We start from the raw sequence: 16540 nt of genomic DNA, 5'->3' as shown, positions 1-16540 counted from the left end.
TCAGCGGCCGTCCACCAACCCGTGCGCCATGAAGGCCGCGGAAACAACACTCAAGGAGGAGTAGCATGAAGAAACTCGTGATCGCCCTGGCCTCCGCCACGGCCCTCTTCGCGTCGTCAGCCGTCGCGCAGGAAAAGCTCAAGATCGGCGCCGCACCTTACGGTCTGAACGCCGAATTCATGCAGATCTGGTCGGCAGCCCTCGAGGAGCATCCCGCTGTCAAGAGCGGCGAAGTCGAACTGACCGTATTCGACGGCCGCTACGACGCCCTGGTCCAGCAGGAACAGTTCAACACGATGATCACGCAGAAGTTCAACGCGATCATCTTCGTTCCGATCGATATCGAGGCCGGTGCTACCGCCGTTCAGGCCGCCCACGACGCCGGCATCCCGGTCGTCGGTTCCAACACCCGCGTCAACTCCGATCTCCTGACAGCCTATGTCGGCTCCGACGACACCGTCTCGGGCTACATGGAAGCCAAGACCGTGCTCGACAAGATCGGCTGCAAGGGCAATGTCGTGATCATCGAAGGGCCGATCGGCCAGTCGGCGCAGATCTCCCGCCTGGAAGGCAACAAGAAGGCGCTGGCCGAGTGCCCTGACGTCAAGGTTCTCGAGCAGCAGACCGCCAACTGGTCGCGTGCCGAAGCCCAGACCCTGATGGAAAACTGGCTGACGGCGCATGCGGGCCAGATCAACGGCGTCATCGGCCAGAACGACGAGATGGCGCTCGGCGCGATCGAAGCGATCAAGTCGGCCGGCCTCAAGGTCGACGATTTCGCCATTGCCGGTATCGACGGCGTGACCGATGCTCTGACGGCCGTCAAGGAAGGCACGATGACGTCGATCCTACAGGATGCCCGCGCCCAGGCGCAGGGCGCGCTCGACCTCGCGATCTTCCAGGCGAAGAAGGGCGACTACAAGCCGCAGTCCGACATCTGGGCGCAGTATCCCGACATGCCGTTCAACGACGGCAAGGGCAAGGAATACAACGTTCCCTGGACGCCGGTCACGACCGAGAACGTCGACAAGCTGCTCGAAGCCCGCAAGTAACGCCAACCGAAGCGGGGCGGCCTTCCCGCCCCGCTTCTCAAACCGCCGAGGGAACCAGGACATGACCGAGACCACACCCCAGATCGACCTCAATTTTCCGCTGAGCGGCAAGGTTGCCCTCGTCACCGGCGGCGCCTCCGGCATTGGCGCGGCCGTTGCCAGCGCCTTTGCCGAAAAGGGCGCGAAAGTGGCCGTGCTCGACATCAACGAAGACATCGCGCGCGCCAAGGCCACGGCTCTCGGGGGTGATGCAAGGCCGTTCGTCTGTGACGTTTCGGACGCGGCCTCGGTCAATGCGGCCGTTTCAGGCGTGGTCGCCGCCTTTGGCGGTATCGACATCGCCGTCAACAGCGCCGGCGTCGTTTTCCTGGCACCCGCCGAAGAGCTGTCGCTCGACCATTGGGACAAGACCATCGCCATCAACCTGAAGGGCAGCTTTCTCGTCACCCAGGCCGTCGGCCGGGCGATGATCGCGGCTGGCAAGGGCGGCAAGATCGTCAACCTCGCCTCGCAGGCAGGCACCGTCGCGATCGAGGACCATGTCGCCTATTGCGCCTCGAAGTTCGGCGTCATCGGCATGTCGAAGACCTTTGCGGCCGAATGGGGCAAGCACGGCATCACCGTCAACACCATCTCGCCGACCATCGTCTTGACCGAGCTCGGCAAGAAGGCCTGGAGCGGCGAAAAGGGCGAGGCTGCCAAGAAGCGCATCCCGGCCGGCCGCTTCGCCTACCCGGAAGAGATCGCGGCCGCCGCCGTGTTCCTGTCGTCGGCGGGAGCCGACATGATCAACGGCGCCGATCTTCTGATCGACGGCGGCTACACCATTCTCTGACGAGCCACGACCCCATCTACAGGAGACACCATGCAAAGGTTCATCAACAATCCCGACGAGGTCGTCGAGGATACCGTCAAGGGCTTCGTCAAGGCTCACTCGGACATCGTTCGCCTGGCTGACAACCCGCGCGTGGTCGTCGCCAGGGGCGCGCCGATCGCCGGCAAGGTCGGCGTCGTCACCGGCGGCGGCTCGGGCCACGAGCCGGCCTTCATCGGCTACGCCGGCCGCAACATGCTCGACGCGGTCGCCGTCGGCGAGCTGTTCTCGTCGCCGACCGCCAAAAGCTTCCATGACGCCATCCGCGAAGCCAATGGCGGCAAGGGCGTCGTCTGCCTCTACGGCAACTATGCCGGCGACAACATGAACGTGAAGATGGCGATCAAGCTTGCGGCCAAGGACGGCATCGACGTCCTGACCGTCGTTGCCAATGACGACGTCTGCTCGGCACCGCCCGAGGAGCGCGAGAAGCGCCGCGGCGTGGCCGGCGAGATCTTCATGTGGAAGATCGGCGGCGCCAAGGCAGCCGAAGGCGCAAGCCTCGAAGAGGTGCGCGCAACCGCACAGAAGGCGATCGACAATTGCCGTTCGATCGGCGTCGGCCTTGGCCCCTGCACGCTTCCCGCCGTCGGCCATCCGAACTTCCAGATCGAGCCCGGCACCATGGAAGTCGGCATCGGCCACCACGGCGAACCGGGTGTGCGGGTCGAGGCGTTGAAGACCGCCGACGAAGTCGCGCAAGACATGTGCCAGATCGTACTCGACGATCACAATCTGGAATCTGGCACCGAAGTCGCAGTGCTGGTTTCCGGCCTTGGCGCCACGCCGCTCAACGAACTCTACATCCTGAACGACACGATCGAGAAGGAAATCACCGCTCGCGGCCTCAAGATCTACCGCACCTATATCGGCAACTACTTCACATCGCTCGAAATGGTCGGCGCGACGCTGACCGTTCTGGCGCTCGACGACGAACTCAAGGCGCTCCTCGACGTCGAGGTTCGCTGCACCACCATCCTGTGACGAAAGAGGCGTATCATGCAGACGTTTAGCAACGCCAGTTCCGGCGCGATCGTGCTGTCGCTCGCAGAGCGCATCATCGAGAACCGCGCTTACTTGAGCGAAATCGACGGCAAGATCGGCGACGGCGACCACGGCGTCAACATGGCCAAGGGCTTTGGCATGGCGGCAGACCGGCTGAAGGACAGGGAAACCACCCTGTCGGAGGCGCTCGACACGCTCGGCACCGTGCTGATGACCGAGATCGGCGGCTCGATGGGCCCGCTCTACGGCGTGATGTTCACCGAATTCGCCGAAAAGCTCGACGGCGTTCCTGCCATCGATGCCGCGACCTACAGCACCATGCTGCATGCCGGCCTCGAGGGCATCCAGTCGATCGGCTCGGCCAAGGTGGGCGACAAGACGCTGATCGACACGCTCGTTCCGGCAGTCGAAGCCTTCGACGGCGCGACGGCCGATGGCAAGCCGTTCGAGGAAGCGCTCGACGCGCTGGTTGCAGCCGCCGAGGCTGGCCGCGATTCGACCATTGATCTCGTTGCCAAGATCGGTCGCGCCAGCCGTCTCGGCGAGCGTTCGCTCGGCGTGCTCGATGCGGGCGCCACCTCCTGCGCGATCATCCTGAAGGAACTCTCGCTCGGCGCCCGCGCGCGCCTTGCCTAATTCACGACGAGGGCGACGGCACGGCTAGCGTGCCTTTGCCTGAACGCTACGCCTCCCAGGGCCGGCGCGATCCCGCTGAATACGGCGGGATCGCGCACCGCGACCAAGGGAGTTCGGCCGGTGGCGCCGGCCGGCGCCCGCACCGAAATGCGTGGCGCAACAAATCGACTGTATAAACCTGGCACTTCCTTCGGCCCGGCCAAAGTCGCACTGCTGCAAGGTTGCAAAAGCACGACGTTGCTTCCATGTTCACCAACCAAAACAGGGAACGAACGCAACCAGATGACATCGAAGACATCCTCGTCACGAAAGGGCGGCGCCGGCAGAAGCGCCACGACCGACCCGTCGGATGCCATCCCCTTGCGCTATGGTGACGATCCCTATGTCTGGGCCTGCTGGCTTTACTACGAAGATGGCATGACCCAGGGTGAGATCGCCGATGCCATGGGCGTCTCGCGTGCGACCGTCAACAGCTACCTCGCCGACGCCCGCGAAAAGGGCATCGTCAACATCTCGCTCGAGCCGGCACGGCTCGCCTCGCTGACGATCGCCCAGGAACTCAAGCGCCATTTCGGCCTTTCCGACTGTCTCGTCGTTCCGAGCGATGACAATGCCCGGCCGCTGATCGACCGGCTCGGCGTCGCCGGCGCCATGGCGCTGCAGAAGCTGGTGAAATCCGGCGACACGCTGGCGGTCTCCTGGGGCCGCACGGTCATGTCGGTCGGCGAGCATGCGGAGGCGCAGGCGCTTCAGGATATGACCGTGGTGCAGGCGACCGGCGGCACGACGGCGGCATTTTCCTATACGCCCGAACTCTGCGCCGCATCGATCGCCCGTGCCATCGGCGCGCGCTGCGTCGGCATCACCGCGCCGGCGATCGTCAAGTCGGGTGCGTTGCGGCAGATGCTGCTCGACGAGCCGCTGCTGCAGGAGCAATTCGCCACGCTTTCACAGGCCAACCGCATCCTCTTCGGCATTTCGTCGCTGCGCCCGAACTCGACGATCCATACCAGCGGCTTCTTCGACACCGTATCGCTGCAGGACTATCTCGCGGCTGGGGCCGTGGGTGTCGTCGCGGGCCGCTTCATCGACGAGCGCGGCCGCCCCGTCTCCGGGCCGCTCGACGACAGGACGGTCGGCATTTCGCTCGACGTGCTGCGCCGGATCGGCACGCGCATCGCGGTTGCCGGCGGCTTCGACAAGGTACCGGCGCTGCTTGCCGCACTGCGCGGCGGCTATGTCAACGTGCTGATCACCGACGCCGCCACGGGTCACGGCATCCTCAGGGCCGATGGCGTCACCGGCCTCGACGCGCGCATGTCGCAACGCCCGAAGCTGGCGCAGACGCCCAGCTCCTACCGCACCCACGTCAAGAAATTCCTCAACAACCCCAATGAAGTCGTCGAGGAAATGCTGGACGGCGTCGTCAGGGCGCACCGCGACTACATCGAACCGATCAACGGCTCGCATCGCGCGCTTGTCGCCAAATCGGGGCCGCGCCCGGGCAAGGTCGGCCTTGTCATCGGCGGCGGCACCGGACATGAGCCCTGCTTCCTCGGCTATGTCGGCAAAGGGCTCGCCGACGCAGTTGCCGTCGGCAACATCTTCTCCTCGCCACCGCCTGACCCGATCGTCCAATGCGCGGTGGCCGCATCCGGCGGCGAGGGCGTGCTCTTCGTCTACGGCAACTATGCCGGCGACGTGATGAACTTCGAGATGGCCGCTGAGATCGCCGAGGAAAAAGGCATCAAGGTCCGCACCGTCCTCACCACGGACGACATCGCCTCCTCACCGATCGAGGATCGCGAGGGACGGCGCGGCGTTGCCGGCAACTTCTTCATCTTCAAGATCGCGGGTGCGGCCTGCGACCAGGGCCTTTCGCTCGACGCCTGCGAGGCCGTCACCCGCAAGGCGAACCTCAGAACCTACACGGTCGGCGTAGCGCTCGAGCCCTGCGCAATGCCGCAGACGCGGCGGCACAATTTCGAGATCGGTCCCGACGACATGGAAATCGGCATGGGCATCCACGGCGAGCCCGGCGTGACGCGCGAGCGCATCAAGCCCGCCGACGACATCACCGACGCCATCATGGACAACATCTTCAAGGAGATGAAGGCGACATCGGGAGATCGGGTCGCCGTTCTGATCAACTCCTTCGGCGCGACGCCGCTGATGGAGCTCTATATTCTCTACCGGCGCGTGGCGCAGCGCCTTGCCGCCAAGAACATAGAGATTGAAGCCAACTGGATCGGCCATTATTGCACGTCTCTCGACATGGTCGGCGCATCGATCTCGATCCTCCATCTCGACCAGGAACTGACCGGGCTGCTGCACCACCCTTGCGAAACGGCTTTCCTGCGTATCAATTAGCATTCCGTCAGGGATCCATGATCCATCATGGGGACCGGGCGTTCTGGGAGGACAGTGATGTCGGAAAATGCGGCGCGCCGCTTGGTCAGCATGTTTCAGGTGATCTCCGATGCCGTGGAAGCCGAGAAGGATCATCTGTCGGAACTCGATGGCGCCATCGGCGATGCCGACCACGGCACCACCATGTCGCTCGGCTTCCTGGCGGTGAAAGCCGAACTGGCAAAGCTCGACCTTGATGAAGCGCATATCTCCGACGTGATGGCGACGGCGGCCGGCGCCTTTCTCAACGCCGTCGGCGCCTCGACCGGGCCGCTCTATGCGACGGCCTTCCGCCGGGCAGCACAGGCTGTCGCCGGCAAGACCGAACTCGACCTTGCCACCTGCGCCGCCATCATCGACGCCATGGGCTCGGGCATGCGCGAACGCGGCAAGGGACAACGCGGCGACAAGACGATGCTGGATGCCTGGCTGCCGGCAGCTGACGCCGCAGCGACAGCGCTTGCCGAAAACAAGAGTGCGGACGGTTTCTGGCACGACGTCGTCGCTTCGGCCGAGGCCGGCGCCAACGCCACGCGCTCGATGATTGCCACCAAGGGACGCGCGGCCCGGGTGCGCGAACGCTCGCTTGGCCATGTCGATCCTGGGGCCGCATCATCCGTGGTGATCCTGCGCGCCATGGCATCTTCGCTGAACAATGCGGCCTGACACGCGGGCGGCGACCAGATCCGACCGGGTCACGCGCACGTGATGCCGCTGTTTGGACAAAATTTACCATCACATGCCAAGGCTGGTGTGCATCGGAAATGCCCGGCGTTCAAGTTTTGTTGAACTGCCGCGAGACGAAAGCCAGCCGCAAGCGCTTGCAGCTATAGCGGCTTGAGGTTTTAAGGTCCGGTCGCCATTTCAAGGAGCCCGCATGCGGCGCATAACGAGACATCTTCTTTCCCTGTCGCCGTCCAAGACCGGCGAGATTCTGGGCAAGACGAAACAGGCCCGCCGCGCCGCTGTCGCCATGATGGCCGCCATCGCCCTTTCCGGCTGCATGTCGGAATTCGACGACGTTCGCGCGCCGCCGCCGATCCCGGCCAAGCTGATCGGCGCCATGGCCAAGAACGGCTCCAAGCCTGAAAGCCCGGTCCTCGTTCGCATCTTCAAGCAGGAGAGCGAACTTGAGATCTGGAAGCAGAACAAGTCTGGCCAGTATGCGCTGCTGAAGACCTATCCGATGTGCCGCTGGTCGGGAAAGCTCGGGCCGAAGACCAAGGCCGGCGACCGCCAGGCGCCGGAAGGCTTCTACCACGTGTCCGCGAGCATGCTGAACCCGAAGTCGCAGTTCTATCTGTCGTTCAATCTGGGCTATCCCAACCGGCTGGAATCCGCGCTCGGCTATACCGGCGAGGCGCTGATGGTGCATGGTGCCTGCTCTTCGTCGGGCTGCTACGCGCTGACGGACCAGGGGGTCGGCGAAATCTACGCGGTTGTCCAGCGCGCCCTTGCCGGCGGCCAGGGACAGTTCCAGGTCCAGGCCTATCCGTTCCGCATGACGGCTGCAAACATGGCCAGTCACAGCAGCGATCCGAACTTTGCCTTCTGGAAGAACATCAAGCAGGGCTACGACATCTTCGAGGCGACGAAGCGCCAGCCGAAGGTCTCGGTGTGCGGCGGCCGTTATGTCTTCAATACGGAATTCGTCGGCGGCGAGCCGACAAGCCCGCTTGCCGCCTGCCCGGCGGCCGCGGCGACGCCCGACGCCGGGCTGATGGCACGGCTTCAAAGCGAAGACGCCAAGATCGCCGGCCTGGTCGCCAACCAGACCACGGCGCCCATCAACGCCTATGTCGATGGCGGCATGCACCCGAGCTTCCGGGCGCTGCTTGAGAAAAACGGTGCTGAAAAGCTGGCCGCCAAGATATCCGCAACTAAATACCCCATTAGCCGACCGGATGCGGCGCTGGCAGATCCCTTTGCCGGCCTGTGAGCGGTGGCGGCGGGCGATGACGCTGATGCGGTCTCGCCCGGTGGTCGTCGAACGTAGGTAACTGAGGACACCCATGCCCCACCGTAATGTCGGCCGCCGATCCTTCCTGAAGCTTTCTGCCGGGATAGCGGCACTCGGACTGGCCGGGTGCGGCACGCCGCGCGAGCAGGTTTCGCAGCAATATGCGCCGGCCCCCGAACCGGTGCCGGTCGGCAACACCGTGCTTTCGGAGATGTACGGCGAAAAGCCGGGTGAGACCTATCCGCTGCCGGCTATCCCTTACGAAAAGATCGACCCGCGTTACTACCGGCAGATGGTTCCTGACCCGACCGGCGAGCGGCCAGGAACGCTGGTCGTCGATGTCGGCAACCATTTCCTTTATCGGGTCTATGAAAATGGGCAGGCGATGCGTTACGGCGTCGGCCTCGGGCGGGCAGGCTTTGCCTGGGCCGGTCGCGGCGTCATCCAGTACAAGCGGCCGTGGCCGCGCTGGAAGCCGCCGAACGAGATGGTCGCCCGCCAGCCGGAGCTGCAGCAATACAGCATCGAGGCCGGCGGGATGGAGCCGGGGCTGAAAAATCCACTGGGCGCCCGCGCCATGTACATCTTCCAGAATGGCGAGGACACGCTCTACCGGATCCACGGCTCGCCCGAATGGTGGACCATCGGCCAGTCGGTGTCGTCGGGCTGCGTGCGCATGATCAACCAGGACGTCGTCGACCTCTACGACCGTGTGCCGAACGGCACGCCAATCGTGGTGACGGATCTGTCAGCCGGCGGCATGGCGGCGCAACAGATGGAGCCGCAGAACAGCCTGCTTCCCGGCGAAGGCGGCATCCCCGGAGCACCCCCGCCGATCTATTGAGGCGGGAGGACGACGTGGGAGCAGCAATGCCCCCACGCGTGAGCCGTGGCGTCAGATGACGAGCAGCGGCGTTTTTCCGCGGACGCGGTTGTAAAGATCGATCGCGTCCTGCTGCAGCATGCGCACGCAGCCGGCGGACGCATTCTTGCCGATCGAGCGCCACTGCGGCGACCCATGGATGCGATAGAGCGTATCCTGACCGTCCTGGAAGATGTACATGGCGCGCGCGCCGAGAGGATTGCTGAGGCCCGGATCCATGCCCCCGGCCTCGATGCCGTATTTCTTCAGATGCGGCTGGCGCGCGACCATGTCGTCCGGCACGGTCCAGCGCGGCCACTTGCGCTTCCAGTGCACGACGGCCCTGCCCTTCCAGGCGCGGCCCGCCGCGCCGAGGCCGACGCCGTAACGGATCGCCTTGCCGCCGGGCAGCACCCAGTAGAGAAACATGCTCTGCGTATCGACGACGATCGAATAGGCCGGCTCGTTGGTCGCATAGGCAACCTCCTGGCGCAGGAACTCCGGCTTGATCGCGCCGAACTCGACCGCCGGAATATCATATCCCTCATCCTTCACCGGGCCGTAGATCCTGGCGTAGTCGAGCTTGGAGGCAGGCTCGTCCTTGCGCTCGACCTCGACCGGAGCCTTCTCCGGTGGGGTGACGACCTTTTTGTTGGCCTTGTCGGCGGCGTTTGCATCGAGACCGGGCTTGGGAACCTGCGTGCAGGCGCTCAAAATGGAGCTTGCGACCACTGCAAGCAGCGATCGGCGGGACAATTGAAAAGACACTGTTTTATTCCGGGGTTGGGGACATGCGCGGAGAGAGGTCTGCTTTTGGTCCCATTCGTGACCGAAATGTGGTCAAAACCGATCTCATTGGTGGATGGCGCCCGCCTGCCGCTCACCATTGTCCGACTGTTGCAAAATTCACTCGGTCGAACGCCGCGACGATGCCCATGACCTTGGCAGGCGGTCGACCGAATGAATGGGCAGAGATGGGCGTACCCTTGCGTTACGAAACGGCATCCCTGCGCAAGGCGGCGTCCGCCTCGTCAGGGCTCATCTCGAACACCTTTCTGCCGATCTCGAAGCCGAAGCCGTTGCGGGCGAAGGCGGAGAGTTCCTTGGCCTTGCGCTTGTCGTCAAGTTCGCCGCGGCGAAATGGACCGAACCCGCGCTTGCGGGCGAAGACGACGGCCGCATAGAGATCGTCGGTCGCCTCGAGCGCGACGGATGCCGTCTCCCGGTCGATACCTTTTGCCGAGAGCTTCTGCGCAATTGCCCGTTTCGACTTGCCGCTGCGCACCGCCGATTGGGTGGAGAGTTGGGCATAGTCGGCGTCATTCAGTGCGTTCAGGTCATAGGCGAACTTCACCGCGAATTCGGCGACCGCCTTGATTTGCTCCGGGCTGATATCCTCGAACTTCTGCCGCGCCTTCCTGCTGATGGCATCGAACAGCTGCTTCTCCGTCATCATCTGGCGTTCAAGGCGATAGACGGCCGAGTTGCGCGCCCATGAGAGCATGCGAGGCGTAGGCGCGCCGGAAACCGGTGCGTCAGGTTGAGGATGATCGTTTTGCAGGTCGTTTGCTGTCACGGGGGCGGCGGGCTCGCTGGTCATGCGACGGATCGGAAGGCGTGGTCCACAGAGATAGCCGCAAACGCACCGCTTCGGTAGTCGCGGGTATCGGATTGATCTCGGCAGGGTGGCGCGTGCGCGCGACAGTCGTCATCACCGGGAGTGGCCAACCCGGTCTATGGCGGCGCTCCGATCGATGCCACCACGACGCTCGTTGGCAGCAGAACGGGATCTGAGGTCCAGCTCTTTTCCAGTTGCAAGAATTTTCTTGGTAGGCTACCAACTAATTATTGCAAACTCCGGAGAAAGTAGGGGTCGCGCAAGCGATCCGACGGCATTGCCATTGCTTCACCCCTCCCCGCGGATGCGAGTCGCACGCCTCTGCCACAACGCCAAGGAAACAATCGATATGTCCGCCTTTTCCGATCTGGCCGCCGTCGACTATGACGAGCGCATCGTGGCGAGGGTGCCGGGCTATCGGCTGGGCCAGCAACTGGCCGCTGCGATACTCGCAAACCGGCTCGGCGACGGCACACATGTCCTCGTCGTCGGCTGCGGCACGGGTGAAGACCTGATCGCGCTTGTCCGCGCGCTGCCGGTCGCAGACTTCACCGCGATCGACCCTTCCGCCGGAATGCTGGCACGCGCCGAGACAAAGGCGCGGCAATATGGTTTTGCCAACAGGGTCCGGTTCGAACAGGCAACAGCAGTAGATGCGCCGCGCGAAACCTATCACGCAGCCCTTGCGTCCCTCGTCCTGCATTTCCTCAGAGACGACGGCGCGAAGGCGGCCTTTCTCAAGGCTGTTGCCGATCGGCTTTGTGACGGAGCACCGCTGGTGCTCATCGACCCCACTGACGCATCCCTCTTCGAAGACGATTATCGCCAATGGATGATCGGCCAAGGACTTGAGGTCGAAGCCGCCGATGACGTCATGACCCGCGTCCGCAAAGACTGGTTCCGCGCAACCCCGGAGCGGCTCGCTGATCTGGTCACAGAGGCCGGCTTTGAAGCGCCGCAGGTGTTTTTCACCGCGCTTGGCTATCGCGGCGTCGTTGCCAGGAGAATTCGGGCGTCATGACGACAACAATCCTCATTGTCGGTGGTTACGGCCATGTCGGTAGCCGGATCGCGCGGCGCCTCATAACTTTGGGGATCGGCACGGTCGTCATCGCCGGCAGAAGTTGTGACAAGGGCCGAAAAGCCGCAGCAAAGCTCGGTTGCACGGCGCGCAGCGTAGACCTGTCAGATCCGGCCGGCTGGCAGGCCGCCCTTGCCGACATCGACACGGTCGTGGTCTGCATCGATCAGGATGAGGTCGCCTTTGCCGCCTTCGCCCTCTCCCGAGGCATCCTCTATATCGACGTGACCGCCACCGACGCCTTCTTCAGAAAGGTCGAACAGTTGGAGGACCTTGCGAAGACAAACGACGGCTGCGCCATTCTTTCCGTCGGCTTCGCGCCAGGCCTCACCAATCTGATGGTCAAGGCCTGCGCCGCGCGGCTGCATCAGGTGCACCGCGCCACCATCGGCATCATGCTGGGGCTGGGCGACGATCACGGTCCCGCGGCGATCGCCTGGACGCTCAAGGGGATCGTCGATCCAGGGCGGTCAACCGAACTTGTCGAACTCCCGTTCGGCGCAAAGGCAACGAACCATCCGGCCCTGGCCTTCGATTTCGCCGACCAGCATGTGCTTCGTCGTACACTCCCGATCCCCGACGTGGCGACCTATCTGACCTTCTGTCCGGCTGCGATCAGCCGTCTGTTGTTTCGTGCCTTGCCGCTGTTGCGCGGCCGGAGCGCATGGGTGCCGACCTTGACCAGAATACTGTCGCGGCTGCGCTTCGGATCCAAACGCGCGGCATTGTCCATCGTCGTGTCGGGCAGTCGAAATGGCATGCCGCATGCGATCACCGCCCACTTCGAAGGGCAGCACGAAGCTGAAATCACCGCTCTCATCGCCGCCGTCACCGTCGAACACGCTCTGTCCGCTCGCCCTCCAGCGGGGGTCCATCACCTGGAGGGGCTGATGTCGCTCGGCACATTCGTCGCACCGCTTGGCGAGGAGGGCGGCATCATCCATCTTGGCGATGACCCTTGCCCGGCGCCTTTTATGAGCTAGAACTCGGCTAAGGAAAGAGAGGTCATGGCCAAACCTGACAACACAACCCGCCAGCGCATTCTCGATGCAGCGCTCGACATCATCGAGGCGCAGGGCATGAAGGCGCTGACCCAGCCGAAGATCGCCAAGGCGACGGGCCTGCGGCAATCGCACCTCACCTACTATTTCCCGCGCAAGGCCGACCTGTTCATCGCCCTGCTTGACGCATCCCATTCGCGTGCCGCAGGGCAGACGCAGGCGGACGCGTCGTCCGTCGAGGCCATGCTGTCAACGCTGGTGTTCGACCGTGGACGCATGCGTTTTCTCCTGGCGATCCTGCTCGAAATCGACGACGATCGAGAGCTGCAGGCGGTTCTGCACGCCCATCTGGCCCAGCTTGTGCGCGTCGTCGCCACCCGGCTCGGCCGGCCCGCCGAAGACGCCGCGGTACAGTCCTTCGTCGATGAATTGCGCGGTATCGGCCTTCGCCACTTGAGCGACCCCGCCCCCGGCGAGCGTCCCTCTGTTGCCGCAGTGGCCAACCGGCACGGAATCTCGCTTGCGACCTGAGCGCTGAACGGCTTTCGTCCGAAGACGCTGCGGCTGCGGCAAAGCCAATCGGGCCTTTGCAATATGATCTTCGGCTGATATGTTCCTTATTCGTTCCCCGCCGTGAATCACGATCTCAAGCGCGGGGATGCCTCGGCATTGCCCGGAGCGACGGGCGTTTGCGCCGGTGCTCGGCGCAAGGGGCAGCATCTGCAGGGACTTACCGGGGACTTCGGCGTGGCGGCGGCCTATCTGGAAAAATTGAACGACCGGCAGCGCGACGCCGTCGAATTTGGCGTCACCGCGCCGGGCGAAACCATCGCCGGGCCGCTGCTGATCATAGCGGGCGCAGGCTCCGGCAAGACCAATACGCTTGCCCATCGCGTCGCTCACCTCATCGTCAACGGCGCCGATCCGCGCCGCATTCTGCTGATGACGTTTTCACGCAGGGCAGCGTCCGAAATGGCACGAAGGGTCGAGCGCATCTGCGCCCAGGTGCTGGGCGCAAACGCTGCCGTTGCCACCGACGCGCTAACCTGGGCTGGCACCTTCCATGGCATCGGCGCGCGCCTCTTGCGCATCTACGCCGAGCAGATCGGGCTCAACGTCGATTTCACCATCCACGACCGGGAAGACAGCGCCGACCTGATGAACCTTGTGCGGCACGAACTTGGCCTGTCGAAGACCGAGACCCGGTTTCCGACCAAAGGCACCTGCCTGTCGATCTACTCGCGTGCCGTCAACTCCGAGACGCCGCTCGGCGAGGTCTTGCGCGCGCACTACCCCTGGGTTTCCAGCTGGGAAGAGCAACTGAAGCAGTTGTTTGCCTGTTATGTCGAGGCAAAGCAGGCGCAAAACGTGCTCGATTACGACGACCTCTTGCTCTATTGGGCGCAGACCGTCAGCGTGCCGGAACTCGCAGATGACATCGGCGGCCGCTTCGACCATGTGCTGGTCGACGAGTATCAGGATACCAACCGCCTGCAATCCTCGGTGCTGATGGCTTTGAAGCCGGGAGGCCGGGGGCTGACGGTTGTCGGTGACGATGCCCAGTCGATCTATTCGTTCCGGGCGGCGACCGTGCGCAACATCCTGGATTTTCCGGGCACCTTCACCCCGCCGGCCGACGTCATCACGCTCGATCGAAACTATCGTTCCACCCAGACGATCCTCGCCGCCGCCAATGGCGTCATCGACCTCGCCCGCGAGCGCTTCACCAAGAACCTCTGGACCGAGCGGCAATCGACGGAACGGCCGAAACTGCTGGCGGTCGCCGATGAAGCCGACCAGGCGCGCTACATCGTCGAGAAGGTGCTGGAAAACCGCGAGGTCGGCATGACGCTGAAGCAGCAGGCGGTGCTGTTTCGCACGTCCAGCCACAGCGGACCGCTCGAGGTGGAATTGACCCGGCGCAACATCCCCTTCGTCAAATTCGGAGGGCTGAAATTTCTCGACAGCGCCCATGTCAAAGACATGCTGGCGGTGCTGAGATTTGCCCAGAATCCGCGCGACCGGGTCGCCGGCTTTCGCCTCCTGCACATGATCCCGGGTGTCGGGCCGCAGACGGCCGGCAAGATCCTAGACGCGATTGCCGCAGATCCGGAACCGCTGACGGCGCTTGCCGAAATCCCGGCGCCGCCGCGCTCCGGCGACAGCTGGGCTGCCTTTGTCACCCTGATCGAGGGGTTGCGCAAACAGGCCGGAGGCTGGCCGGGTGAAATCGCCCAGGCGCGGGAATGGTACGAGCCGCATCTCGATCGTATTCACGAGGATGCGGACACGAGAAAAGCCGATCTCCTGCAACTGGAACAGATCGCCGGCGGCTACCCGAGCCGCGAACGGTTCCTGACCGAATTGACGCTCGATCCGCCGGATGCGACCAGCGACCAGGCAGGCGTGCCGCTGCTCGACGAGGACTACCTGATCCTGTCGACCATCCATTCGGCCAAGGGGCAGGAATGGCGCTCGGTCTTCATGCTCAACGTCGTCGACGGCTGCATCCCCTCCGACCTTAGCGTCGGCACGACGCACGAGCTCGAGGAAGAACGCCGGTTGCTCTATGTCGGCATGACCAGGGCAAAGGACAATCTGACGCTGATTACCCCGCAGCGCTTCTTCACCAGCGGCCAGCATGCGCAGGGCGACCGCCATGTCTTTGCCGCGCGCACGCGCTTCATCCCGGCAACGCTCCTACAGTTCTTCGAAACGGCGTCCTGGCCACTGGTCAGCGCGGCTGCGTCCGAGCGCAGCGCCAAGCAGATCCGCATCGATGTCGGCGCCCGCATGCGGACGATGTGGAAGTAGGAAGCCGCACGTGGCCGAGCCGGAAGACAGCGTGACCGCCCGACAGCCCGCATCCGACGCGGCCGGCACGGAGCGACAGCGCAAGATCATCCACATCGACATGGATGCCTTCTATGCCTCGGTCGAACAGCGTGACAACCCGGAACTGCGCGGCAAGCCCGTGGCGGTCGGCGGAGCGGCCGCGCGCGGCGTCGTGGCGGCAGCAAGCTACGAAGCGCGGAAATACGGCGTCCATTCCGCCATGCCCTCCGTCACGGCGAAGCGCAAATGTCCGGACCTCATCTTCGTCAAGCCGCGCTTCGAGGTCTATCGTGCCGTGTCGCAGCAGATCCGCGAGATCTTTGCCGAATACACGCACGTCATCGAGCCGCTATCGCTCGACGAGGCCTATCTCGACGTCACCGACAATCTGAAGGGCATGGAGATCGCCACCGAGATTGCCGAGGAGATCCGGGCGAAAATCAAGGCGGCAACGAAGCTGACGGCGTCTGCCGGCATCAGCTACAACAAGTTCCTCGCCAAGATGGCGAGCGACCAGCGCAAGCCTGACGGCCTGTTCGTGATCACGCCGAAGAACGGGCCGGCCTTCGTCGAGGCGCTGCCGGTGAAGAAGTTTCATGGCGTCGGGCCGGCAACGGCCGAGCGCATGAAGCGGCTGGGAATCGAGACCGGCCTCGATTTGCGCCAGCAGTCCCTTGCCTTCCTGCAGGAACATTTTGGCAAGTCCGGCCCCTATTTCTACGGCATTGCCCGCGGCATCGACGAACGGCGCGTCCAGCCCGACCGGGTGCGCAAATCGGTCGGCGCCGAAGACACCTTCGTCGAGGACATCTACGAGCTCGAGCCGGCCCTGGCCGAATTGCTGCCGCTCGCCGACAAGGTATGGCGCTATTGCGAGGCACACGGGATGAGCGGCAAGACCGTGACCGTCAAGGTGAAATATTCGGACTTCACGCAGGCGACACGCAGCCGAACGCTCGGCTTGCCCGTCAGCGGCGCTGCTGAGATGCTGGAGGTCGCCGGATCGCTGCTTTCATCCGTCCACCCGTTCAAGCGCGGGATACGCCTGCTCGGCGTCACGCTGTCGTCGCTCGGCGGCAGCGAGGAACAAGCTCGCTTGCAGCTTGAGCTCTCGTTCTGAAGGATTGTGTTCTGCAAAAGAAAAAGCCTGCCGCGGGAGGAGGTGCGGCAGGCTCTTAAAGGGATTGAATGGCAACTGGGAGGAGGA

General features: G+C 63.9%; 15 protein-coding genes. 13 read left to right on the top strand and 2 right to left on the bottom strand.

Annotated elements, in window-relative coordinates:
• Window positions 1-65: 65 nt before the first annotated feature.
• From RTP54_RS22485 to RTP54_RS22450, 8 genes are all read left to right on the top strand, one after another.
• Window positions 66-1052 (top strand): substrate-binding domain-containing protein, encoded by a 987-nt coding sequence (locus tag RTP54_RS22485; protein WP_112811135.1) that lies wholly within the window; start codon window positions 66-68, stop codon window positions 1050-1052.
• 61 nt (window positions 1053-1113) lie between these two features.
• Window positions 1114-1887 (top strand): SDR family oxidoreductase, encoded by a 774-nt coding sequence (locus RTP54_RS22480; protein WP_112811134.1) that lies wholly within the window; start codon window positions 1114-1116, stop codon window positions 1885-1887.
• Window positions 1888-1917: 30 nt separating this feature from the next.
• The gene (locus RTP54_RS22475; protein WP_312365847.1) at window positions 1918-2910 is read left to right on the top strand and encodes a dihydroxyacetone kinase subunit DhaK; all 993 of its coding nucleotides are present in this window, start codon (window positions 1918-1920) and stop codon (window positions 2908-2910) included.
• A gap of 15 nt (window positions 2911-2925) precedes the next feature.
• Entirely contained in the window at window positions 2926-3567 is a 642-nt protein-coding gene (gene dhaL, locus RTP54_RS22470; RefSeq protein WP_312365846.1) for a dihydroxyacetone kinase subunit DhaL, read from the top strand.
• Between the two features lie 282 nt (window positions 3568-3849).
• Window positions 3850-5937, top strand: coding sequence for a bifunctional sugar-binding transcriptional regulator/dihydroxyacetone kinase subunit DhaK (locus RTP54_RS22465; protein WP_112815133.1), 2088 nt, complete (start codon window positions 3850-3852; stop codon window positions 5935-5937).
• 57 nt (window positions 5938-5994) lie between these two features.
• Window positions 5995-6642: a dihydroxyacetone kinase subunit DhaL gene (gene dhaL / locus RTP54_RS22460; RefSeq protein WP_312365845.1), complete on the top strand. Its 648-nt coding sequence runs from the start codon at window positions 5995-5997 to the stop codon at window positions 6640-6642.
• Window positions 6643-6949: 307 nt separating this feature from the next.
• Window positions 6950-7915 carry a murein L,D-transpeptidase family protein gene (locus RTP54_RS22455; RefSeq protein WP_112832547.1) on the top strand — a complete coding sequence of 322 codons (966 nt, stop codon included), beginning with the start codon at window positions 6950-6952 and terminating at the stop codon, window positions 7913-7915.
• 73 nt (window positions 7916-7988) lie between these two features.
• A complete protein-coding gene (locus tag RTP54_RS22450; protein ID WP_312365844.1) occupies window positions 7989-8780 on the top strand; it encodes a L,D-transpeptidase in 792 nt (263 codons plus the stop codon).
• 51 nt (window positions 8781-8831) lie between these two features.
• Here RTP54_RS22450 and RTP54_RS22445 read toward each other — a convergent pair whose 3' ends face one another.
• Window positions 8832-9566, bottom strand: coding sequence for a L,D-transpeptidase (locus RTP54_RS22445; protein ID WP_112810770.1), 735 nt, complete (start codon window positions 9564-9566; stop codon window positions 8832-8834).
• 223 nt (window positions 9567-9789) lie between these two features.
• Window positions 9790-10398, bottom strand: a complete 609-nt coding sequence (gene recX / locus RTP54_RS22440; RefSeq protein ID WP_312365843.1) for a recombination regulator RecX — start codon at window positions 10396-10398, stop codon at window positions 9790-9792.
• A 367-nt stretch (window positions 10399-10765) separates the two neighbouring features.
• On the opposite strand from recX, the gene RTP54_RS22435 reads away from it, so the two are divergent.
• The 5 genes from RTP54_RS22435 to dinB all read left to right on the top strand — a co-directional run bounded on the left by RTP54_RS22435 (window position 10766) and on the right by dinB (window position 16453).
• Entirely contained in the window at window positions 10766-11437 is a 672-nt protein-coding gene (locus tag RTP54_RS22435) for a class I SAM-dependent methyltransferase (RefSeq protein ID WP_312365842.1), read from the top strand.
• The gene (locus RTP54_RS22430; RefSeq protein WP_312365841.1) at window positions 11434-12480 is read left to right on the top strand and encodes an NAD-binding protein; all 1047 of its coding nucleotides are present in this window, start codon (window positions 11434-11436) and stop codon (window positions 12478-12480) included. Before RTP54_RS22435 ends, RTP54_RS22430 begins: the two co-directional genes overlap by 4 nt.
• Before the next feature lie 24 nt (window positions 12481-12504).
• Window positions 12505-13029 (top strand): helix-turn-helix domain-containing protein, encoded by a 525-nt coding sequence (locus tag RTP54_RS22425; RefSeq protein WP_312365840.1) that lies wholly within the window; start codon window positions 12505-12507, stop codon window positions 13027-13029.
• Window positions 13030-13245: 216 nt separating this feature from the next.
• Window positions 13246-15312, top strand: coding sequence for an ATP-dependent helicase (locus tag RTP54_RS22420; protein ID WP_312365986.1), 2067 nt, complete (start codon window positions 13246-13248; stop codon window positions 15310-15312).
• Window positions 15278-16453 carry a DNA polymerase IV gene (gene dinB, locus RTP54_RS22415; RefSeq protein WP_409517183.1) on the top strand — a complete coding sequence of 392 codons (1176 nt, stop codon included), beginning with the start codon at window positions 15278-15280 and terminating at the stop codon, window positions 16451-16453. Before RTP54_RS22420 ends, dinB begins: the two co-directional genes overlap by 35 nt.
• Window positions 16454-16540: the final 87 nt, after the last annotated feature.

This window comes from Ensifer sp. (assembly GCF_031989085.1).
GTDB lineage: Bacteria > Pseudomonadota > Alphaproteobacteria > Rhizobiales > Rhizobiaceae > Ensifer.
Note: the sequence above shows the minus strand (reverse complement) of the source record. Positions and strands in the feature narration are given on the sequence as shown.

Bases quoted from the DNA above. Each gene is read 5' to 3' on its own strand.
- dhaL (WP_312365845.1), top strand. From the start codon at position 5,995: ATGTCGGAAAATGCGGCGCGCCGCTTGGTCAGCATGTTTCAGGTGATC.
- RTP54_RS22480 (WP_112811134.1), top strand. From the start codon at position 1,114: ATGACCGAGACCACACCCCAGATCGACCTCAATTTTCCGCTGAGCGGC.
- RTP54_RS22435 (WP_312365842.1), top strand. From the start codon at position 10,766: ATGTCCGCCTTTTCCGATCTGGCCGCCGTCGACTATGACGAGCGCATC.
- RTP54_RS22475 (WP_312365847.1), top strand. From the start codon at position 1,918: ATGCAAAGGTTCATCAACAATCCCGACGAGGTCGTCGAGGATACCGTC.
- RTP54_RS22450 (WP_312365844.1), top strand. From the start codon at position 7,989: ATGCCCCACCGTAATGTCGGCCGCCGATCCTTCCTGAAGCTTTCTGCC.
- recX (WP_312365843.1), bottom strand. From the start codon at position 10,398: ATGACCAGCGAGCCCGCCGCCCCCGTGACAGCAAACGACCTGCAAAAC.
- RTP54_RS22430 (WP_312365841.1), top strand. From the start codon at position 11,434: ATGACGACAACAATCCTCATTGTCGGTGGTTACGGCCATGTCGGTAGC.
- RTP54_RS22425 (WP_312365840.1), top strand. From the start codon at position 12,505: ATGGCCAAACCTGACAACACAACCCGCCAGCGCATTCTCGATGCAGCG.
- RTP54_RS22465 (WP_112815133.1), top strand. From the start codon at position 3,850: ATGACATCGAAGACATCCTCGTCACGAAAGGGCGGCGCCGGCAGAAGC.
- RTP54_RS22485 (WP_112811135.1), top strand. From the start codon at position 66: ATGAAGAAACTCGTGATCGCCCTGGCCTCCGCCACGGCCCTCTTCGCG.
- dhaL (WP_312365846.1), top strand. From the start codon at position 2,926: ATGCAGACGTTTAGCAACGCCAGTTCCGGCGCGATCGTGCTGTCGCTC.
- dinB (WP_409517183.1), top strand. From the start codon at position 15,278: ATGTCGGCGCCCGCATGCGGACGATGTGGAAGTAGGAAGCCGCACGTG.
- RTP54_RS22455 (WP_112832547.1), top strand. From the start codon at position 6,950: ATGATGGCCGCCATCGCCCTTTCCGGCTGCATGTCGGAATTCGACGAC.